This is a genomic window from Corynebacterium liangguodongii (genome assembly GCF_003070865.1).
Classification (GTDB): Bacteria; Actinomycetota; Actinomycetes; order Mycobacteriales; family Mycobacteriaceae; genus Corynebacterium; species Corynebacterium liangguodongii.
This window is the reverse complement of record NZ_CP026948.1, coordinates 993,128-1,008,723: the sequence shown is the minus strand read 5'-3', so window position 1 is coordinate 1,008,723 and position 15,596 is coordinate 993,128. Positions and strand designations below refer to the sequence as shown.

General features: G+C 67.8%; 12 protein-coding genes and 3 tRNA genes. 1 reads left to right on the top strand and 14 read right to left on the bottom strand.

What is annotated here, in order from left to right:
* Nucleotides 1-59 precede the first annotated feature (59 nt).
* From C3E79_RS04825 to gltX, 6 genes are all read right to left on the bottom strand, one after another.
* Nucleotides 60-132: transfer RNA gene (locus C3E79_RS04825), tRNA-Glu, on the bottom strand.
* A gap of 74 nt (nucleotides 133-206) precedes the next feature.
* Nucleotides 207-1,400: a chromate efflux transporter gene (gene chrA, locus C3E79_RS04820; RefSeq protein ID WP_108403892.1), complete on the bottom strand. Its 1,194-nt coding sequence runs from the start codon at nucleotides 1,398-1,400 to the stop codon at nucleotides 207-209.
* Nucleotides 1,401-1,414: 14 nt separating this feature from the next.
* On the bottom strand, nucleotides 1,415-1,828 hold the full coding sequence (gene panD / locus C3E79_RS04815; protein ID WP_108403891.1) for an aspartate 1-decarboxylase: 414 nt from the start codon (nucleotides 1,826-1,828) through the stop codon (nucleotides 1,415-1,417).
* An 83-nt stretch (nucleotides 1,829-1,911) separates the two neighbouring features.
* Nucleotides 1,912-1,984: transfer RNA gene (locus C3E79_RS04810), tRNA-Glu, on the bottom strand.
* 26 nt (nucleotides 1,985-2,010) lie between these two features.
* Nucleotides 2,011-2,082, bottom strand: a tRNA-Gln gene (locus C3E79_RS04805).
* A gap of 94 nt (nucleotides 2,083-2,176) precedes the next feature.
* The gene (gene gltX, locus C3E79_RS04800; RefSeq protein ID WP_108403890.1) at nucleotides 2,177-3,676 is read right to left on the bottom strand and encodes a glutamate--tRNA ligase; all 1,500 of its coding nucleotides are present in this window, start codon (nucleotides 3,674-3,676) and stop codon (nucleotides 2,177-2,179) included.
* Nucleotides 3,677-3,748: 72 nt separating this feature from the next.
* Here gltX and C3E79_RS04795 point away from each other — a divergent pair, with 72 nt between their 5' ends.
* A complete protein-coding gene (locus C3E79_RS04795; RefSeq protein ID WP_108403889.1) occupies nucleotides 3,749-4,873 on the top strand; it encodes an isochorismate synthase in 1,125 nt (374 codons plus the stop codon).
* A 41-nt stretch (nucleotides 4,874-4,914) separates the two neighbouring features.
* Here the strand turns inward: C3E79_RS04795 and C3E79_RS04790 are convergent, their stop codons facing one another.
* The 8 genes from C3E79_RS04790 to C3E79_RS04755 all read right to left on the bottom strand — a co-directional run bounded on the left by C3E79_RS04790 (nucleotide 4,915) and on the right by C3E79_RS04755 (nucleotide 15,345).
* Nucleotides 4,915-5,706: a fumarylacetoacetate hydrolase family protein gene (locus C3E79_RS04790; RefSeq protein WP_108403888.1), complete on the bottom strand. Its 792-nt coding sequence runs from the start codon at nucleotides 5,704-5,706 to the stop codon at nucleotides 4,915-4,917.
* A gap of 62 nt (nucleotides 5,707-5,768) precedes the next feature.
* Nucleotides 5,769-7,241 carry a cell wall-binding repeat 2 family protein gene (locus C3E79_RS04785; RefSeq protein WP_108403887.1) on the bottom strand — a complete coding sequence of 491 codons (1,473 nt, stop codon included), beginning with the start codon at nucleotides 7,239-7,241 and terminating at the stop codon, nucleotides 5,769-5,771.
* A 42-nt stretch (nucleotides 7,242-7,283) separates the two neighbouring features.
* Nucleotides 7,284-8,300: a 3-isopropylmalate dehydrogenase gene (locus C3E79_RS04780; protein WP_108403886.1), complete on the bottom strand. Its 1,017-nt coding sequence runs from the start codon at nucleotides 8,298-8,300 to the stop codon at nucleotides 7,284-7,286.
* A 51-nt stretch (nucleotides 8,301-8,351) separates the two neighbouring features.
* Nucleotides 8,352-8,537 (bottom strand): YbdD/YjiX family protein, encoded by a 186-nt coding sequence (locus tag C3E79_RS04775; RefSeq protein WP_268876075.1) that lies wholly within the window; start codon nucleotides 8,535-8,537, stop codon nucleotides 8,352-8,354.
* A 1-nt stretch (nucleotide 8,538) separates the two neighbouring features.
* Nucleotides 8,539-10,830 (bottom strand): carbon starvation CstA family protein, encoded by a 2,292-nt coding sequence (locus C3E79_RS04770; protein ID WP_108403885.1) that lies wholly within the window; start codon nucleotides 10,828-10,830, stop codon nucleotides 8,539-8,541.
* A 163-nt stretch (nucleotides 10,831-10,993) separates the two neighbouring features.
* Complete coding sequence (gene serA, locus C3E79_RS04765; RefSeq protein ID WP_108403884.1) at nucleotides 10,994-12,577, bottom strand: phosphoglycerate dehydrogenase; 1,584 nt, start codon at nucleotides 12,575-12,577, stop codon at nucleotides 10,994-10,996.
* A 117-nt stretch (nucleotides 12,578-12,694) separates the two neighbouring features.
* The gene (locus C3E79_RS04760) at nucleotides 12,695-13,555 is read right to left on the bottom strand and encodes a hypothetical protein (RefSeq protein WP_235840689.1); all 861 of its coding nucleotides are present in this window, start codon (nucleotides 13,553-13,555) and stop codon (nucleotides 12,695-12,697) included.
* Nucleotides 13,556-13,563: 8 nt separating this feature from the next.
* The gene (locus tag C3E79_RS04755) at nucleotides 13,564-15,345 is read right to left on the bottom strand and encodes a DUF262 domain-containing protein (RefSeq protein WP_108403883.1); all 1,782 of its coding nucleotides are present in this window, start codon (nucleotides 15,343-15,345) and stop codon (nucleotides 13,564-13,566) included.
* Between the last annotated feature and the right edge of the window lie 251 nt (nucleotides 15,346-15,596).

Genomic DNA, 15,596 nt, shown 5'->3' with positions numbered 1-15,596 from the left:
AACGACGCTCGCTACGATAAATCCCCCCACCTCAGTAGCGAGGTGGGGGGGATTTACTGTACCCCGTACGGGATTTGAACCCGTGTTACCGCCGTGAGAGGGCGACGTCCTAGGCCGCTAGACGAACGGGGCGCGTTCGCTTGGTGTTTGCGACTTGTTAAACATAGAGGAGCCCCACCCGCCTGCACAAATCAGCACGTCATGCCCTATAAAAGCGCCCACCCGATGAGTGCCGCGCCGATGACGACGGCCCAGGCCGGAACCTTGAAGGCCTGCAGCGCGGTCAACGCGGCGGCGGCAAGCGACATCGTGGCCGCCCCTGTCACGCCCGAGGTGAACACGGGGGTGTAGAGGGCCGCGCCCAAAATGCCCACGACCGCGGCGTTCGCACCGGCGATTGCCCGGGCCACCAGCGGCCGGCGCCGCAGCTCGTCGAAAAACGGGAGCACGCCGAGGACGAGCAGGGCCGCCGGGAGGAAGATCGCCACTGTCGCCACAGAAGCGCCGACGAGCCAGTGCACGCCGCTTGCCGACGCCCCCAGGAAGGACGCAAACGTAAACAGCGGCCCCGGAACCGCCTGGGCGGCGCCGTAGCCGGCGAGGAAGGTGTCGTGGCCCACCATCCCCGTCGGCACCGTCGCGCCCTCGAGCAGCGGGAGAACGACGTGCCCGCCGCCGAAGACGAGGGCCCCGGCGCGGTAGAAGGTATCGAAGATCCCCGCTGCGTTCCCGCCGACGGCGCGGGAGAGGAGGGGCAGACCCGCGAGCAGGACGACGAACGCGGCGAGGCATGCGCCCGCGACCGCCTTCGGTACCCGCACGCTCAGCCCCGAGCTCTCCCCCGCGTCAGGCACCCGCTCGCACAGCGCCGCACCGGCGATCATCGCCGCCGCGATCGCGCCGACCTGGATGAAGGGAGTGGGCACCAGCAGCACCATGACGAAGGCGGCCAGCGCAATCCCTGCGCGGACTTTGTCCGTGATCAGCGAGCGCGTCATGCCGAGCACCGCGTGGGCCACGACGGCGACCGCGGCGGCTTTTAGGCCGACGAGCCAGCCGGCCTGGGAGACGTCGCCAAGCTGCGCGAGCCCGAGCGCGAAGAGCACGAGCGCGAGTGCCGACGGCATGGTAAAGGCCACCCACGCCGCCAACATGCCCGCAAAGCCTGCACGCTGGAGCCCGACTGCCATGCCCACCTGGCTCGAGGCGGGGCCGGGGAGGAATTGACATAGCGCCACGAGGTCCGCATACGACTTCTCGCTGAACCACTTGCGGCGGCCGACGAATTCGTCTCGGAAGAACCCCAGGTGCGCGGTCGGCCCGCCGAACGAGGTGAGGCCCAATTGAAGGAAGACGGCAAATACCTCGAGTGCGCTGCCGTTCGCTGGTTTCGTAGCCATCCTCCTCGCTGCTCCTACTCGGGGTGGCGCGGGTTGAGCAACCCCGAGCCCGCGGGCGCATGGGCGGGGTCTTCTCCCGCCTCGATCTGCCGGTTATCGGAGTCGACGAAGATCACCCGCGGGCTGTAGGCGGCGAGTTCGTCCTCGGAATACTGCGCGTAACCGATGATGATGACGAGGTCGCCCGGGCTGATAAGCCGTGCCGCGGCACCGTTTATTCCAATGACCCCCGTGCCGCGCTCGCCCGTAATGGCGTAGGTGGTCAGCCGGTTGCCGTTGTTGATATCGACGATATCGACCTGCTCACCCTCGTAGATGTCCGCGGCCTCCATGAGGTCGGCGTCGATGGTGCACGAACCGACGTAGTGCAGGTCCGCCTGGGTGACGGTCGCCCGATGGATCTTGGACTTGAGCATGGTGCGCAACACGAGAGCCAACCTTAATGTTTCTTACCCGAATACTGCCAATAGAAAACTCCCAGCCCGATGGATCAGGCTGGGAGCTATCCTTGTACCCCGTACGGGATTTGAACCCGTGTTACCGCCGTGAGAGGGCGACGTCCTAGGCCGCTAGACGAACGGGGCATAGAGCTAGCGGAGGAACTCCGCTGCTGGCCTACCTGGACTCGAACCAAGAATGACGGTACCAGAAACCGTTGTGTTGCCAATTACACCATAGGCCAATCGTTTTCCAGAACCGGCGCTCACCGCCCGCTCTGAACAACGTTGATTACTATAACCAGCCCGCCCCGCGAGGGACAAATCGCCAGCTAGAGGCTACTGCACAGCCTCAAACGGGGTGACGGCGCGGGCCGCGCGCAGGCGGGCCAGGGTCGATTCCTTACCCAAGAGCTCCATCGATTCGAACAGCGGCGGGGACACGGCGGCACCGGTGACCGCCACGCGCAGGGCGCCAAACGCCTTACGGGGCTTGAGGCCGAGGTCGTCGATGAGCGCGGCGTTGAGCGCGCTTTCGATGGTGGCGGTGGAGAAGTCCTCAATGGGCTCTAGCGCCGCGATACCAGCATCCAGGGGTTCCACCGCGTCGTCCTTGAGGTTCTTCTTCGCGGACTTCTCGTCGAGCACGAGGTCGTCGTCGGCGGTGACGAGGAACTTCAGCAGGCCGTAGGCGTCCGAGAGGACCTTGATGCGGGTCTGCACAAGGTCGGCCGCGACGGCGAACTTCTCGGCCGGGTAATCGGCGGGGAAGTCCGTGTGCTCGGTGAGGTAGGCGCGCAGGCGGGAAGCAAAATCCTCCGGGGCAAGCAGACGAATATGGTCGGCGTTAATCGCCTCGAGCTTCTTCTGGTCAAAGCGCGCGGGGTTGCCCAGCACGTCGGAGACATCAAAGGCCTCCACCATCTCCTCGACGCTAAAGATGTCCTTATCCGCGGAGAGCGACCAGCCGAGCAGCGCGAGGTAGTTGAGCATGCCCTCGGGGATGATGCCGTTGTCGCGGTGGTTGAACAGGTTGGATTCCGGGTCGCGCTTGGACAGTTTCTTGTTGCCCTCCCCCATCACGTAAGGCAGGTGACCGAACTGGGGGGCCCGCTCCACGATGCCGAGGCGGATGAGGGCCTCGTAGAGCGCAAGCTGGCGAGGGGTGGAGGAGAGCAGGTCTTCGCCGCGCAGGACGTGGGTGATGCCCATCAAGGCATCATCGAGCGGGTTGACCAGGGTGTAGAGGGGCGCGCCGTTGGAGCGCGCGACGACGTAGTCGGGCTGGGTGGCCGCCTTGAAGGTCACCTCGCCGCGCACCAGGTCCACCCAGGTCCAATCCTTCTCGGGCATGCGCAGGCGCCACACCGGTTCGCGGCCTTCCGCCTTGTACGCGGCGATCTGCTCTTCGGTTAAGTCGCGATCGAAGTTGTCGTAGCCGAGCTGCGGGTCGCGCCCGGCGGCGCGGTGGCGCGCGGCGACCTCCTCGGCCGTGGAGTAGGCGGGGTAGACCTCCCCTGCGTCGATAAGCTTGCGCAACACGTCCGCGTAGATGTCCATGCGCTGCGACTGGCGGTAGGGCTCGTGCGGGCCTCCCTTCTCTACACCCTCATCCCAGTCGAGGCCGAGCCAGGTGAGCGCGTCAATGATCGCGCGGTAGGACTCCTCTGAATCGCGCTTCGCGTCCGTGTCCTCGATGCGGAAGACGAGCGTGCCGCCACTGTGGCGCGCCTGCGCCCAGTTGAACAGGGCGGTTCGCACCAGGCCCACGTGGGGTGTGCCGGTGGGCGAAGGGCAGAAGCGGACGCGCATCTCGGTCGTCTGGGGGGTGTCAGTCATGCGCCCAATCGTAGCGCTCCCTCTCCCGCCCCCTCACCCTCGCCGTGGGGTCTCGCAGTAGACTTTCCAAACATGCTTTCCGCTCGTCCCGAAACCGCGCCCGATTTCCTGCTCTCCCGCAGCTCCGGCTCCGTGCGTACCCAGGGGGCGCGGACGGGGTATAGCGACGCCGCGGAGGCCGCCGCGGCGCTGCGCGAAGGGCGAGCCGAGATGATCGTCGGCGCCCTGCCCTTCGATCAAGACGCCGACTGCGCGCTGACGGTGCCCGAATCCATCATCCGCGAGCCCGGCCCTCTCAACCCGCACACCTATTACCGCACCGGCCCGGGCTCGAGGCTCTCCGCTCGCATCGAGGGATTTGACCCCGCCCCTGGAGAACACCTCAGGCGCATAGAGGCGGCCGTCTCAACAATCCAGGGCTCCGCGCTGGAGAAGGTCGTCCTCGCCCGCGCTGTGGATATAGCCTTCGATCCCGCCGTCGACCCACGCCTTGTCGCAGCCCGGCTCATCGACCACTCCCCGACCGGCGACGGCTTCATTGCGGACCTCACCCCGGCGGGTTTTCGCGGCCACATGCTCGTCGGCTCCTCCCCCGAGGTCTTGGTCAGCCGCCGCGGGCGCGCGGTCTCCTCATATCCCCTGGCCGGCTCGACCCCGCGCATTCTTGGCGACGCCAACGCCGACCGCGCCGCCGGCGAGGCCCTCGCCGCCTCCGCGAAGGACTTAGCCGAGCACGCCTTCGTGGTCGATCACATCACGGCAACGCTTGCTCCACTGTGCACGCAGCTGCGCGTGCCGAGCGCCCCGGAGTTGCACCGGACGGATGGCATGTGGCACCTGGCCACCCCGATTACCGGCACGCTGCGAGATCCCGCCCCCAGCGCGCTCGAGCTCGCGCGGGCGCTCTACCCCACCCCTGCGGTGTGCGGCACCCCGCCGGAGGCGGCCAAGGCGCTGATCTGCACCGCAGAGACGGACCGCCGCTTCTACGCGGGCGCGGTGGGACACACCGACGCGGCCGGCGACGGCGAGTACGTCGTGGCGATTCGGTGCGCGGAGGTCAACGGCGACGGGACCGCCGCCCGGGCGTGGGCGGGCGGCGGCCTCGTGGCCGGCTCGGACCCGCACGACGAGCTCGACGAGACGACCGCCAAGCTGCGCACGATCATGCGCGCGCTCGGCCTCGCCGAGGATTAGCTCGCCCAGGCGGAGCCTCCCCTAATAAGAACTCATCACAGCTAAGCGCGCTCCACGGGGTTGGCCAGCGTGCCAATGCCCGGGATTTCCACCTCGATGCGGTCCCCCGGCACCATCTCTGCGGTGCCCGCCGGAGAGCCGGTGCAGATCACATCGCCCGGCAGGAGGGTGAAGGAGGCGGTGATGAACTCGATGATCTCACCGAGGTCCATGATCATCTGATCGGAGTTCGAATCCTGCTTCGTCTCGGTCTTCCCGTCGTGGGTGAGGTGAGCCTTGATCGGGGTGTGCCCGAAGTCGAACTTCTCTAAGTCGGTCTCGATCCACGGGCCGAGCGGGCAGAACGTGTCAATGCCCTTTGCCCGGGCCCACTGCCCGTCGGCGAACTGCAGGTCGCGCGAGGAGACGTCGTTGACGATGGTCACGCCGCACACGACGGACTTCCAGTCCGCAGCCTTGACGTTCTTGCACGGCCTGCCAATCACCATCGCCAGCTCGCCTTCGAACTCGACCTTGGTGGCAAACTCCGGGATCTTGATCGCGGCCTCGGGGCCGATCACCGCTGTCGGGGGTTTGAGGAAGAGTGTCGGGGGAAGGTGCTCGGCGGACTGCTTGAACACCTCGGCGACGTGGTCGGCGTAGTTGCGGCCGATGGCCACGATCTTGGACGGCAGCATCGGGGCGAGGAGCCTGACGTCGGCAAGCGGCCACTCCTTGCCTGTGTATTCGGGTGGGGTAAAGGGGGTCCCGGCAATCGCCTTCGCGGTCGTTGCCTCGTCGTCGATCACCGCGAAGGCCATTCCCTCGGGGGTTGCAATTCGTCCAAAACGCATGCCTGCGAGATTACCCGAAGCACTCCCCCGTCGGAGGAGCCGGTCCCCGGGGCCGGCCGGGGCTATTGGTAGCTCACGAACCAGGGCCGCGGCTGCACCTCGGTGTAGGTGCGCTCCGGGGTAAACGTGGGCTGGTCTTCGTCGATAAAGTTCTTCCACGCCATGAAGAAGGAGGGGCTAAGCCCCTCGCGCAGGACATTCCAGGTGTCGAACTTCTGCTCGGCACTGCCGTGCCCGTCGGCGTGCAGGACGTAGGACAACTCGGGGTGATCGGTCCTGATGTTCTCGCGGTCCGGGAACATTCCCACCTGGAATTGGTGGAGCACGAACGCCTTTTGCGGCAGGTTGTTCGCCCGAGTGAGCTCCGCGAGCCAGTCGGCGACGACGTTTATCTCTTCGGCCCTGGCGGAACCGACCCGGGACAGCGGCTGCTCGCCGGGGTTGAGCTTCCACTCGGCGTCGAGGGCAAGGCCGACGTTGGGGCGCTTGAGCAGCTCCTCGTAGAGTTTGGCCTGCGCGAGGAAGTCGCCCTGGCCGGGCTGGAGGTCGAGCACGGCGTAACCGCCCGCGGCCGTGATCGCGTCAATCCACGGCACCACCGCCTCTACCGGCGCTTCGTTGGAGTAGTCGCCGTCGTCGCCGGGGGAATTCGAGGCGACGGTGACGATGATCTCGAAGGCCGGGATGACCGGCTGCTCCTCGAGCTGCTGGTAGCGCTGGGCGTAGTCCTTTGCCGTCTGCGCCGCTGCCTGCGGGTCCTGCTCCCCCATCATCCCGAGCTCGGGGGCAAACGGGTGGCCGTACAGCGCGACCATGCGCCGTCCGGGGAAGACGAGGCCGCCGCCGCCGGGCAGCTCTCCGTTATCCGCCAGGTCTACGAGGGTGCTGTAGCGCTGCGCGCCGCCCCACTGCGCGCCGAGCGCGATGGTGTCTTGTTCGGAGACTGTGCGCATGGACTGGGCGCTCGAGCGAGGGTCCGGCGCATCGAGCACCTCTACCTCCGCGCCGGCGGAGCGCGCCGTGGCTGCGGCGGCAAGGGAGGTCTGCGCCGTGGCCAGCATCGGGGGCAGCACGAGCTCGACGGGGCGGGCAGGCGCGAGGACGGCCACGGCCGCAACGTCGCCCTCTGGCGATGGGGAGGCAACCGGTTCCGTCTTCGCCACAGCCTCGTCGTCGCCGGGCACCTCCACGACGCGCTCGGCGCCGAGGCGCGCGATTTCGGCATCGACGGCCTGCGCCGTGGCGTCGCTACGCACGAGCATGGGCGCACCGAGCGAGGAAGCGATCGCGGCCGCGCGGAGCTGGTCTTGCCTGCTTGGCGACGCCACCACCACCGCCTCCGAGGAGCCGAAAAGCCGCCTGGATACCTCGACGCCGCTGCCGTCGGCGTCCGAGATCACCTCGGGCCCGTTTGTTTCCAGCCGGACCGGCTCCCCCGCCCCCTCCTCCTGCTGGGCACACGCGGGGAGGGTGAGGGCGAGCGCTGCGCAAAGCGCTCCGGCGGCAATCCTGACGGGGGGCGTTGAGGTGCTCATATGCGACTTTCGTGTGTCGGTTCTCTGGGTCGCTAAACTACCCTACGCGCACGCGCTGGCGATCCTGTCACCAACCTCCGATGTCACCACGGGCCCGGCCGGGCGCGCCGACACGTCCGCGGCCACGGCGTCCTCGATGCGCTGCGCGGCCGCCTCGTCGCCGAGCCAGCGCAGCATCATCGCGACGGAGAGGATCATAGCCGTCGGGTCCGCGATGCCACGTCCCGCGATATCGGGCGCGGAGCCGTGGACGGGCTCGAACATCGACGGGTTGGTGCGCGAAGCATCGATGTTGCCCGAGCAGGCCTGGCCCACACCACCGGTCACGGCGCCGGCGAGGTCGGTGATGATATCGCCGAAGAGGTTGTCGGTGACGATGACGTCGTAGCGCGACGGGTCGGTGACCATGTAGATCGTCGTCGCGTCGATGTGGTTGTAATCGACGGTGACCTCGGGGTATTCGGCGCCGACGGCGTCGACGGTCTTCTGCCACAGCCCACCGGCGTTGACCAACACGTTTGTCTTGTGAACGAGGGTGAGGTGCTTGCGGCGCGTCATCGCCAGCTCGAAGGCGTAGCGCACGACGCGCTCCACCCCGAAGCGCGTGTTCTGGGAGACCTCGCAGGCCACCTCGTGCGGGGTGCCCGCGCGCAGCACGCCGCCGTTTCCGGCGTAGAGGCTCTCCGTGCCCTCCCGGACGACGACGAAGTCGATCTCACCGGGGTTGGCCAGCGGGCTCACTGCCGTCGGGTAGAGCCGGGAGGGGCGCAGGTTGACAAAGTGGTCGAGGTTGAAGCGCAGCGGCAGGAGCAGGCCCCGCTCGAGCACGCCCGCCGGGACGCGCTGCGGGTCGCCCACAGCTCCGAGCAAGATGGCGTCGTGGCTGCGCAGGCTCTCCAAGTCCGCGTCTGTCAAAAGCTCACCGTTGCGCAGGTAGCGGCGCGCACCGAGGTCGTAGTCGGTCGTTTCGACGTCGCCACGCACCGCGCGCAAGACCTTGAGCCCCTCGGCCATGACCTCGGTTCCGATGCCGTCGCCTGCGATGACCGCAATCTTCATTTTTGGAATTCCTCTCTCACATTGTGGACGATCACGACCAGCCTAGCAGCCCTAGCAGCAGCGGCCCTGCGGGCTGGCGCCCTCCCGCGCCCACCTCGCCTTCCAGTATTCTCTCTCGCTGATCGGCGAGACCCCCGGGTGCTGCCGCCTAAGGTGCTCACAATACCTGCGGTAGTCGTTATCCCCCATGAGCTCCTTGAGGTACCAGCCCGCGGCCTTCCACCACGCCGCCGCCACCCTAGGATTCTCCCTTCGCTCCCGCGCGCGCCCCGCCGAGCACGCGCGCGAGTTCGCGCTCCTCCGCGCTGGCCACCATGCCGCGCGGGATGAACCACGTCGAGGGGCGATCGGGCTCCTCGCTCAACGCCAGCGGCCGGCCCACCCGGCGCGCCCGCACCGCCTTGACGATGGTGACAATGGAGGCTACCACCACCGCGATGACGAGGACCGCGAAGAGGATCGAGAGGCCACCTTGGATGTAGGTGTTGCGGATCACCGCGTCAATCGCCTCGGGGCTCTTCGCGCTGCCGAACTCGCTCAACCCCTGCTCGCGGGCCTGGCGGAAGCGGGCGTTTTGGGCAAAGTAGCCGATCGCCGGGTCGGAATGGAAGATTTTCTGCCAGCTCGCCGTCAGGGTGACCACGAGGTCGAATACGAGCGGCACCGCGGGCACCCACACCCAGGCGTAGAGCCCCTTCTTCACCACCACGACGGTCACCAGCGTCAAAGCAATGGCGGCGAGGAGCTGGTTGGCAATGCCGAAGAGCGGGAAGAGCACGTTGATTCCGCCCAGTGGGTCCGTCACGCCCATGACGAGGATGAGGCCCCACGCTGCGCAGACGATCAGGGTGGAGATCCACGAGCCGAGCCTCCACGATGGATCCTTGAACCGCCCGAGGCCGGGGATGTGGCCCAGGGAATCCGACATCATAAACCGGGCGACGCGGGTACCGGCGTCGACGGTCGTGAGGATGAACAGGGCCTCGAACATCAACGCGAAGTGGTACCAAAACGCCTGCAGCGCCGGGTTGCCAAACACGTCTGTCATGATCTCCGACATGCCCAGGGAAAACGTCGGCGCGCCGCCGGTACGCGAGACGATGGTCGGCTCCCCAATCGCGCTCGCGGTCTCGGCGAGCTCGCCTGCGGTGACGGGATCCCCGGGCAGGCCCAGCGTGGCGACGAACTGGGCAGCGCCTTCCTCCGTCCCCTTTGTCAGCCCCGCCGGAGCGTTGATCGCAAAATACATGTGCCGGTCGATGATGACCGCCGTGATCATCGCCATGACGGCGACGAAGGATTCCATCAGCATCGAGCCGTAGCCGATGGCGCGCATGTGCGACTCTTTCTCGATCAGCTTCGGCGTCGTCCCGGAGGAGATCAACGCGTGAAAGCCCGAGAGCGCCCCGCAGGCAATCGTGATAAAGAGGAACGGGAAGAGCGAACCGGCGAAGACTGGGCCGTTGCCCTCCAGCGCGAAGCTGGTCACGGCCGGCATCTGCACCGTCGGGCGGACGAAGAGGATCGCCACGGCAAGCAGCACGACGACGCCGATCTTCATAAACGTCGAGAGGTAGTCACGCGGAGCGAGCAGGAGCCAGACCGGCAGGACCGCGGCGACGATACCGTAGACCACGAGCGCGACGGCCAGGGTCGTCTTCGACAGGGTGAAAGCCTGGGCACCCCACGCGGTATCGGCAACGAAGCCGCCCCCGATGATCGCTGCAAGCAGCAGCACCACGCCGATCGCGGAGACCTCGACCACCCGACCGGGGCGCACAAACCGCGAATAGCACCCCATAAACACGGCAATTGGGATCGTCATCGCCAGCGAGAACACGCTCCAGGGCGATTCGGCCATCGCGCCCACCACGACGAGGCCGAGCACCGCGATGAGGATCACCATGATCGTCATCGTGGCGATAATGCCCGCGGCGCCGCCGACGCGGCCGACCTCGTCGGTAATCATCTGGCCCAGCGAGCGGCCGCGGCGGCGTGTCGAGATCCACAACACGAGGTAGTCCTGGACCGCGCCGGCGAAGATCACCCCGAGGATGATCCACAGCGTGCCGGGGAGGTAGCCCATCTGCGCCGCCATCACGGGTCCAACGAGGGGCCCGGCGCCGGCGATGGCGGCGAAGTGGTGCCCAAAGAGCACGCGGCGGTCCGTGGGCACAAAATCGGCCCCGTCGTCAACGTACTCCGCCGGGGTGGCGCGGGTGCTGCGGGGCTTGACCACCTTGTATTCGATAAGCCTGGCGTAGAGGGTGAACCCGATTACGTAGGAGCCCACCGCGGCGCAGACGAGCCACACGGCGTTGATCTCCTCGTGGCGCCCGAGCGCGATCGCCGCCCACCCCAGGGCGGCGAGTACCGCCGCGCACCCGATGCCGATGCGCTCGGCCGTCCCGATGGCGCGGGCGGGCGTGATCCCCACGATGTGTTCTTGCCCGTCCGGGGTGATTGATTTCTCTAACCGGTCCTCTCCCTCGCGGGCGCGTGGGCCCCGGCCGCTGACCGTCGTGCTCATCATGTTCCTTTCCGCGTGACGCTGCGTCTCAGTCTCATAGCGTCTTATACCGCGGGACACATGGTCTCATAAAATGAGCGAACATTGGGCGAAATCGCAAAAAATCCGGGGAATTACCCCCGGATTTCCTGCACTGCGGCCTCCTATGCCGCCGCGGGCGCTCCTAGCTCAGGTCGATCTGGATCGAGGAGGCACCGATCGACTCGGCGATCGCGGCCTCGAGCTCCTCGCCCACCTCGCGCTCGACGCGCAGGATGAGCACTGCCCCGTCGCCCTTCGACGTCTGCGTCATCGCGGCTGCCTCGATGTTGATCCCGGCGTTACCAAGCTGGCTGCCGACCTTGCCCAGCGCACCCGGCGCGTCGGTGTAGCGCAGGAACAGGTTGCGCCCCTCCGCGCGCATGTCAAGGCCGCGGCCGTTGATGTTGACGATCTTCTCCACCCGCTCCAGGCCGGTGAGCGCGCCGGTGACGGTGGAGGTCTCGCCCGTGGCGGAGACGACCTGGACCTCCAAGGCGCTGCGGTGGCTGCGTGCCTCGCTGTGTGTATCTACGGTGTATTCCACGCCGCGGGACGCGGCGATCGACGGCGCGTTGACGAAGGTGACGGGCTCGGAAATGATGCCGGAGAACAGTCCGCGCACCGCGGAGAGCCCGAGGGTGTCAACGTCTTCGGTCGAGAGCTCGCCGCGCGCGGTGACGCGCAGGGAGGCCGGGGCGGCGTCGAGAAGCTTGCCCGCAAGTAGGCCAAGCTTGCGCGCGAGATCGAGCCAGGCGGCAACCTCCTCCCCTACCCGCCCGCCTGTGATGTTCACGGCGTCCGCGACGAACTCGCCGCGCAGAGCCTTGAGCACGGAATCGGCCACGTCCGTGCCGGCGCGATCCTGGGCCTCGATCGTCGAGGCGCCCAGGTGGGGGGTGACCACGACCTGGTCGAGCGCGAAAAGCGGGGAGTCCGTACACGGCTCGGAGGCGTAGACGTCGAACCCGGCTCCGCGGATGCGGCCGGCGAGGATGGCGTCGTGGAGCGCCTGCTCGTCGACGAGCCCGCCGCGGGCGGCGTTGATGATGATCTGGCCCTCCTTCGCCTTGGCCAGCAGGTCCGCGTTGAACATCCCCGCGGTCTCCTTGGTCTTCGGCAGGTGGATGGTGACGAAGTCGGACTTTGCCATGAGCTCCTCGAGCTCAACGAGCTCGACGCCGAGCTGGGCGGCGCGTGCCGGGTTGGCGTAGGGGTCGTAGGCGATAATCGTGGTCTCGAACGCTTTGAGGCGCTGCGCGAAGAGCTGGCCGATGTGGCCGAAGCCAACGATGCCGACGGTCTTGCCAAAGACCTCGACGCCCTTAAAGGCCGAGCGCTTCCACTCGGCGTCGCGCAGGGTCTTATCCGCCGCGGGGATCTGGCGCGCGGTGGCGAGCAGCAGCGCGATGGCGTGCTCGCAGGCGGAGTGGATGTTCGAGGTCGGGGCGTTGGCCACCATGACGCCGCGCTCCGTGGCGGCGTCGATGTCGACGTTGTCGAGCCCCACACCGGCGCGGCCGATGATGCGCAGCTTCGGCGCGGCCTCGATGACCTCGCGGTCGACCGTGGTGGCGGAGCGGACGAGCAGCGCGTCGGCCTCGGGGACGGCCGCGAGGAGCTCGGTGCGGTTCGGGCCGTCGACCCAGCGAACCTCCACGGCGTCGCCGAGGGCGTCTACGGTGGAGGGTGCGAGCTTGTCTGCGATGAGCACGACTGGTTTAGTCACGGGTGGGGTCTCCTAGGGTATGCAGTGAATGCGATGTGTATGTCTAAGCCCGGGTGGCCGGATTTCCGCCCATCCTACCCGCTCCGGCGCGCGGGGCGATACACCGCGGTATTAATATTATTCTTCCGCCTGCATGATGTTGCGCGTGAGCTCCGCGGCGGAACCAAACTGCGGCCCCAGGGCGATGAGCGCGCCATCGGCAAGCCCGGCCATGGCGTAGAGCGCGCCATCCGAGCGGCGCGGATCAGGCTCGTCTAACACCTCGACGGAGGCCCCGAAGCTGCGTGCGTTGGTCACGGACGCAAGCGAGCTCTCGCGCGTGGCGACGACCACGGGGGCCATATCCGCATCCCTGCGCGACTGCAACGGGAAGGGGCGTGCCGCTGCCCCAGGCATGATCGCCGGGGCGTCCGGTGTACGCAGCCACGTCGGCGGGTCCCCCGGCAGGCCGGCCACCGCGCTCACGGCGGCGCCCGGGTCACCCGAGCCGGGGACGTCTCGGATGTCGAAGCGCAGGCTCGTCATCGTATGCAGGGCCTCCAGCCCGCCGGGGTCGCGCTGGAGGCGCAGCGCGCCGGTGGTCGGGGCGAGCGCGACCTGGCCGACCGTAAGCACGGTGTGCGCCTTGAGCCGCTCGATTTCGCGGATGACCTCGACGTGCCGCTGCGGGCTATAGGAGATCATGGGGGCGTGCGCCGTTACCGCGACTGAGGCCCCGCGCAGCTGCGCCTCCACCGTGCCGTCGGTGACCACCACCGTCTCCGAGGCGGAGAAAAACAGCCTTGAGGTCTCCACCCCGGACGGGTCATCAATCACGACCGGGTGGTCCTCGAAGCGCTCGGAGACGTGCCGCGACTGGTTGCGCGCCCGCGCGCTATCAAGCGGCGAGGCGGGCCCGGCGAGCGGGTTGACCGAGCAGGAGGCCAGCGCGGCTGCGGCTGCCAGCGCGATGACCCCGCGCCACATGCCCCACGTCATGCGCGCCGTCACGCCTCGTCAGCGGCCACGCGTGTGCCCATCGCGTGCTCCACCAGCGCGACGAGCCGGTCGAGGCGGTCCGCGAAAAACGCCGCCGCGTCGGAGGCCAGGAGGTGCTCCGGTGCGATGTCGTGGCCGCGGATCACGGCGTCAAACTCGGCGTCGTCAAGCAGGCTCTTGGACTGCAGCCTCGGCAGGTAGCGCCGCGGCTCGGTCGATTCGATGATGAGACGCGTGCGAATGCCCATCGGGGTGCGGCCCACCGCCGAGCGCAACAGCGCCGGGTCGACCCCTTGAGCGCGGCACACCTCCGGCGGGAAAACCAGCTCCAGCGAGGGCTCGAGCTCCGCAATGGTGTCGCTGGTAAAGGGCATACCGGTGCGCCAATCCCGGGCGCCGCGCGCCATGAGGAGTGCACCGAGGGCGCGGTAGACCCCCGATTCGGGCCCCGCCGTGGCAATGCGCTGGCGCTCACACCGCGCGTCCGCCACGGTGCGCGGGAGCTGATCTGTCTCGCCCCGCACCCACGGGGTGACCTCGTCGACGTCGCTCGCGGCCCGAATCATCGGCGAGTGCGCTCCGTAGAGCTCGCCGAACACGCCCGACCAAAACCACCGGTTGAGCCGATCGCGCGCGCTTTGCGACTCCCCGTCGACCCCGCCGCCCTCACTCGCGCCCTGCTGCCCACCGAGGCGCGCGAGCACGACCGCCAGGGAGACGATCTGCGCGGTGTAGGGCACCTGGTTGGCGTGGAACATGAAACGCTCGGAGAGGAACCGCGCCGCAGCGGCGAAGCCTTCGACCACCTCGTCGGCGGCGGCCACGTAATCGGCCACGGTAAGGCTCAAGATGTCCCCGCGGTGCCCGCTCGCCGTCCCTTGCCCGGCGGTGACGAACAGCGATACCGCACGCAAGAACTCAATGCGCCCGATCCCCTCGAGGGCCGGGTGGCTGCGCAGCTGCCGCTCCACGCCCTGCCAGTGCGCCGGGAGAGAAAACTCCGGGTCCTCCAGGGTAAAGGCGGCCGTGAGCAGATCGAAGACATCCATCTTGACGCCCGCCGAGTTCACGTGCGCGAAGATCTGGCCGATCCCGGTCAGCGGCGTGTCGCGCTCGATGCGCATGACCGGGATGGAATAGGCGTTCAGCTGGCTGGCCACCCGGGCGTGGAAAGCCGCCGCTGCGCCGCGCACCTCGGGGTTTGCTGTTGCCGCCGCGATGTCAAAGAGCAACTCGCTGCCGCGGGCGTGGAGCAACAGCGAGACAGGAATGACGCCGTGGGCAATCATGTCGTCCGTGCCCGCGATCCCGCCGGGGATTTCCGGGCCGAAGTGGGAGCGCACCGCCCCCTTCTCGTCGACGGCGAAGACCGCCTCGACGGGCATCGGGTCGGCAGAGACGGCGCGGCGGATATCGACGAAGAAGCGCCGCACAATGCGGCGGCCCATCAGGTCGAACGTCTCCACTCCCCCGTCGCCGGTGCCGTCACCCCCGAAGGCCTGGTAGAGGGCGGTGAGGCGCTGCTGGCCGTCGAGAAGCAACAGCCCGGGCTCCGCGAGCGAGCCCGCGACCCCGTTGATGGGCCGCGACGCGAACCGGGGCGCGACGTTGCGGGTATCGAGGGCGAGGAAGGCGCCGACGGGGTAGCCGCGCAGCACCGTAGTGACCAGCGAGCGCACGCGGTCGACGTCGAAGACGACGTCGTGCTGGAAGTCAGGCAGCTGCAGCTCGCCGCGGCCCGCGCGGGAGAACAGGTCAGTCAGCGAGTAGCTCGGCGTGGTAAAGCCCATGCCCCATACTCTAAGGAATCCGCCGGTATCGCGCGCGACACAGCGGCGCGCCCGCGGTACAGGCGACCGGCGCGTCCCCGATTCCCCCCTCCTCCTGACCGATGACGCCGAGCGGCCAATCCCCCGTCACCCCTCTTGAGCTGCCTGTTTTTCACGATTAGGACATCGTTATACAAACGTAAGCGCATGGTTTAGTCATTTTTTGTTAACGTGGATGTACGCCTCCGGCTAACCAGCCGGGAGCGCGTGAG

Excerpts from the sequence above, each read along its gene's own strand:
- C3E79_RS04760 (WP_235840689.1), bottom strand. The coding sequence starts at position 13,555 with ATGACGTGGGGCATGTGGCGCGGGGTCATCGCGCTGGCAGCCGCAGCC.
- C3E79_RS04795 (WP_108403889.1), top strand. The coding sequence starts at position 3,749 with ATGCTTTCCGCTCGTCCCGAAACCGCGCCCGATTTCCTGCTCTCCCGC.
- C3E79_RS04780 (WP_108403886.1), bottom strand. The coding sequence starts at position 8,300 with ATGAAGATTGCGGTCATCGCAGGCGACGGCATCGGAACCGAGGTCATG.
- C3E79_RS04785 (WP_108403887.1), bottom strand. The coding sequence starts at position 7,241 with ATGAGCACCTCAACGCCCCCCGTCAGGATTGCCGCCGGAGCGCTTTGC.
- gltX (WP_108403890.1), bottom strand. The coding sequence starts at position 3,676 with ATGACTGACACCCCCCAGACGACCGAGATGCGCGTCCGCTTCTGCCCT.
- C3E79_RS04770 (WP_108403885.1), bottom strand. The coding sequence starts at position 10,830 with ATGAGCACGACGGTCAGCGGCCGGGGCCCACGCGCCCGCGAGGGAGAG.
- C3E79_RS04790 (WP_108403888.1), bottom strand. The coding sequence starts at position 5,706 with ATGCGTTTTGGACGAATTGCAACCCCCGAGGGAATGGCCTTCGCGGTG.
- C3E79_RS04755 (WP_108403883.1), bottom strand. The coding sequence starts at position 15,345 with ATGGGCTTTACCACGCCGAGCTACTCGCTGACTGACCTGTTCTCCCGC.
- chrA (WP_108403892.1), bottom strand. The coding sequence starts at position 1,400 with ATGGCTACGAAACCAGCGAACGGCAGCGCACTCGAGGTATTTGCCGTC.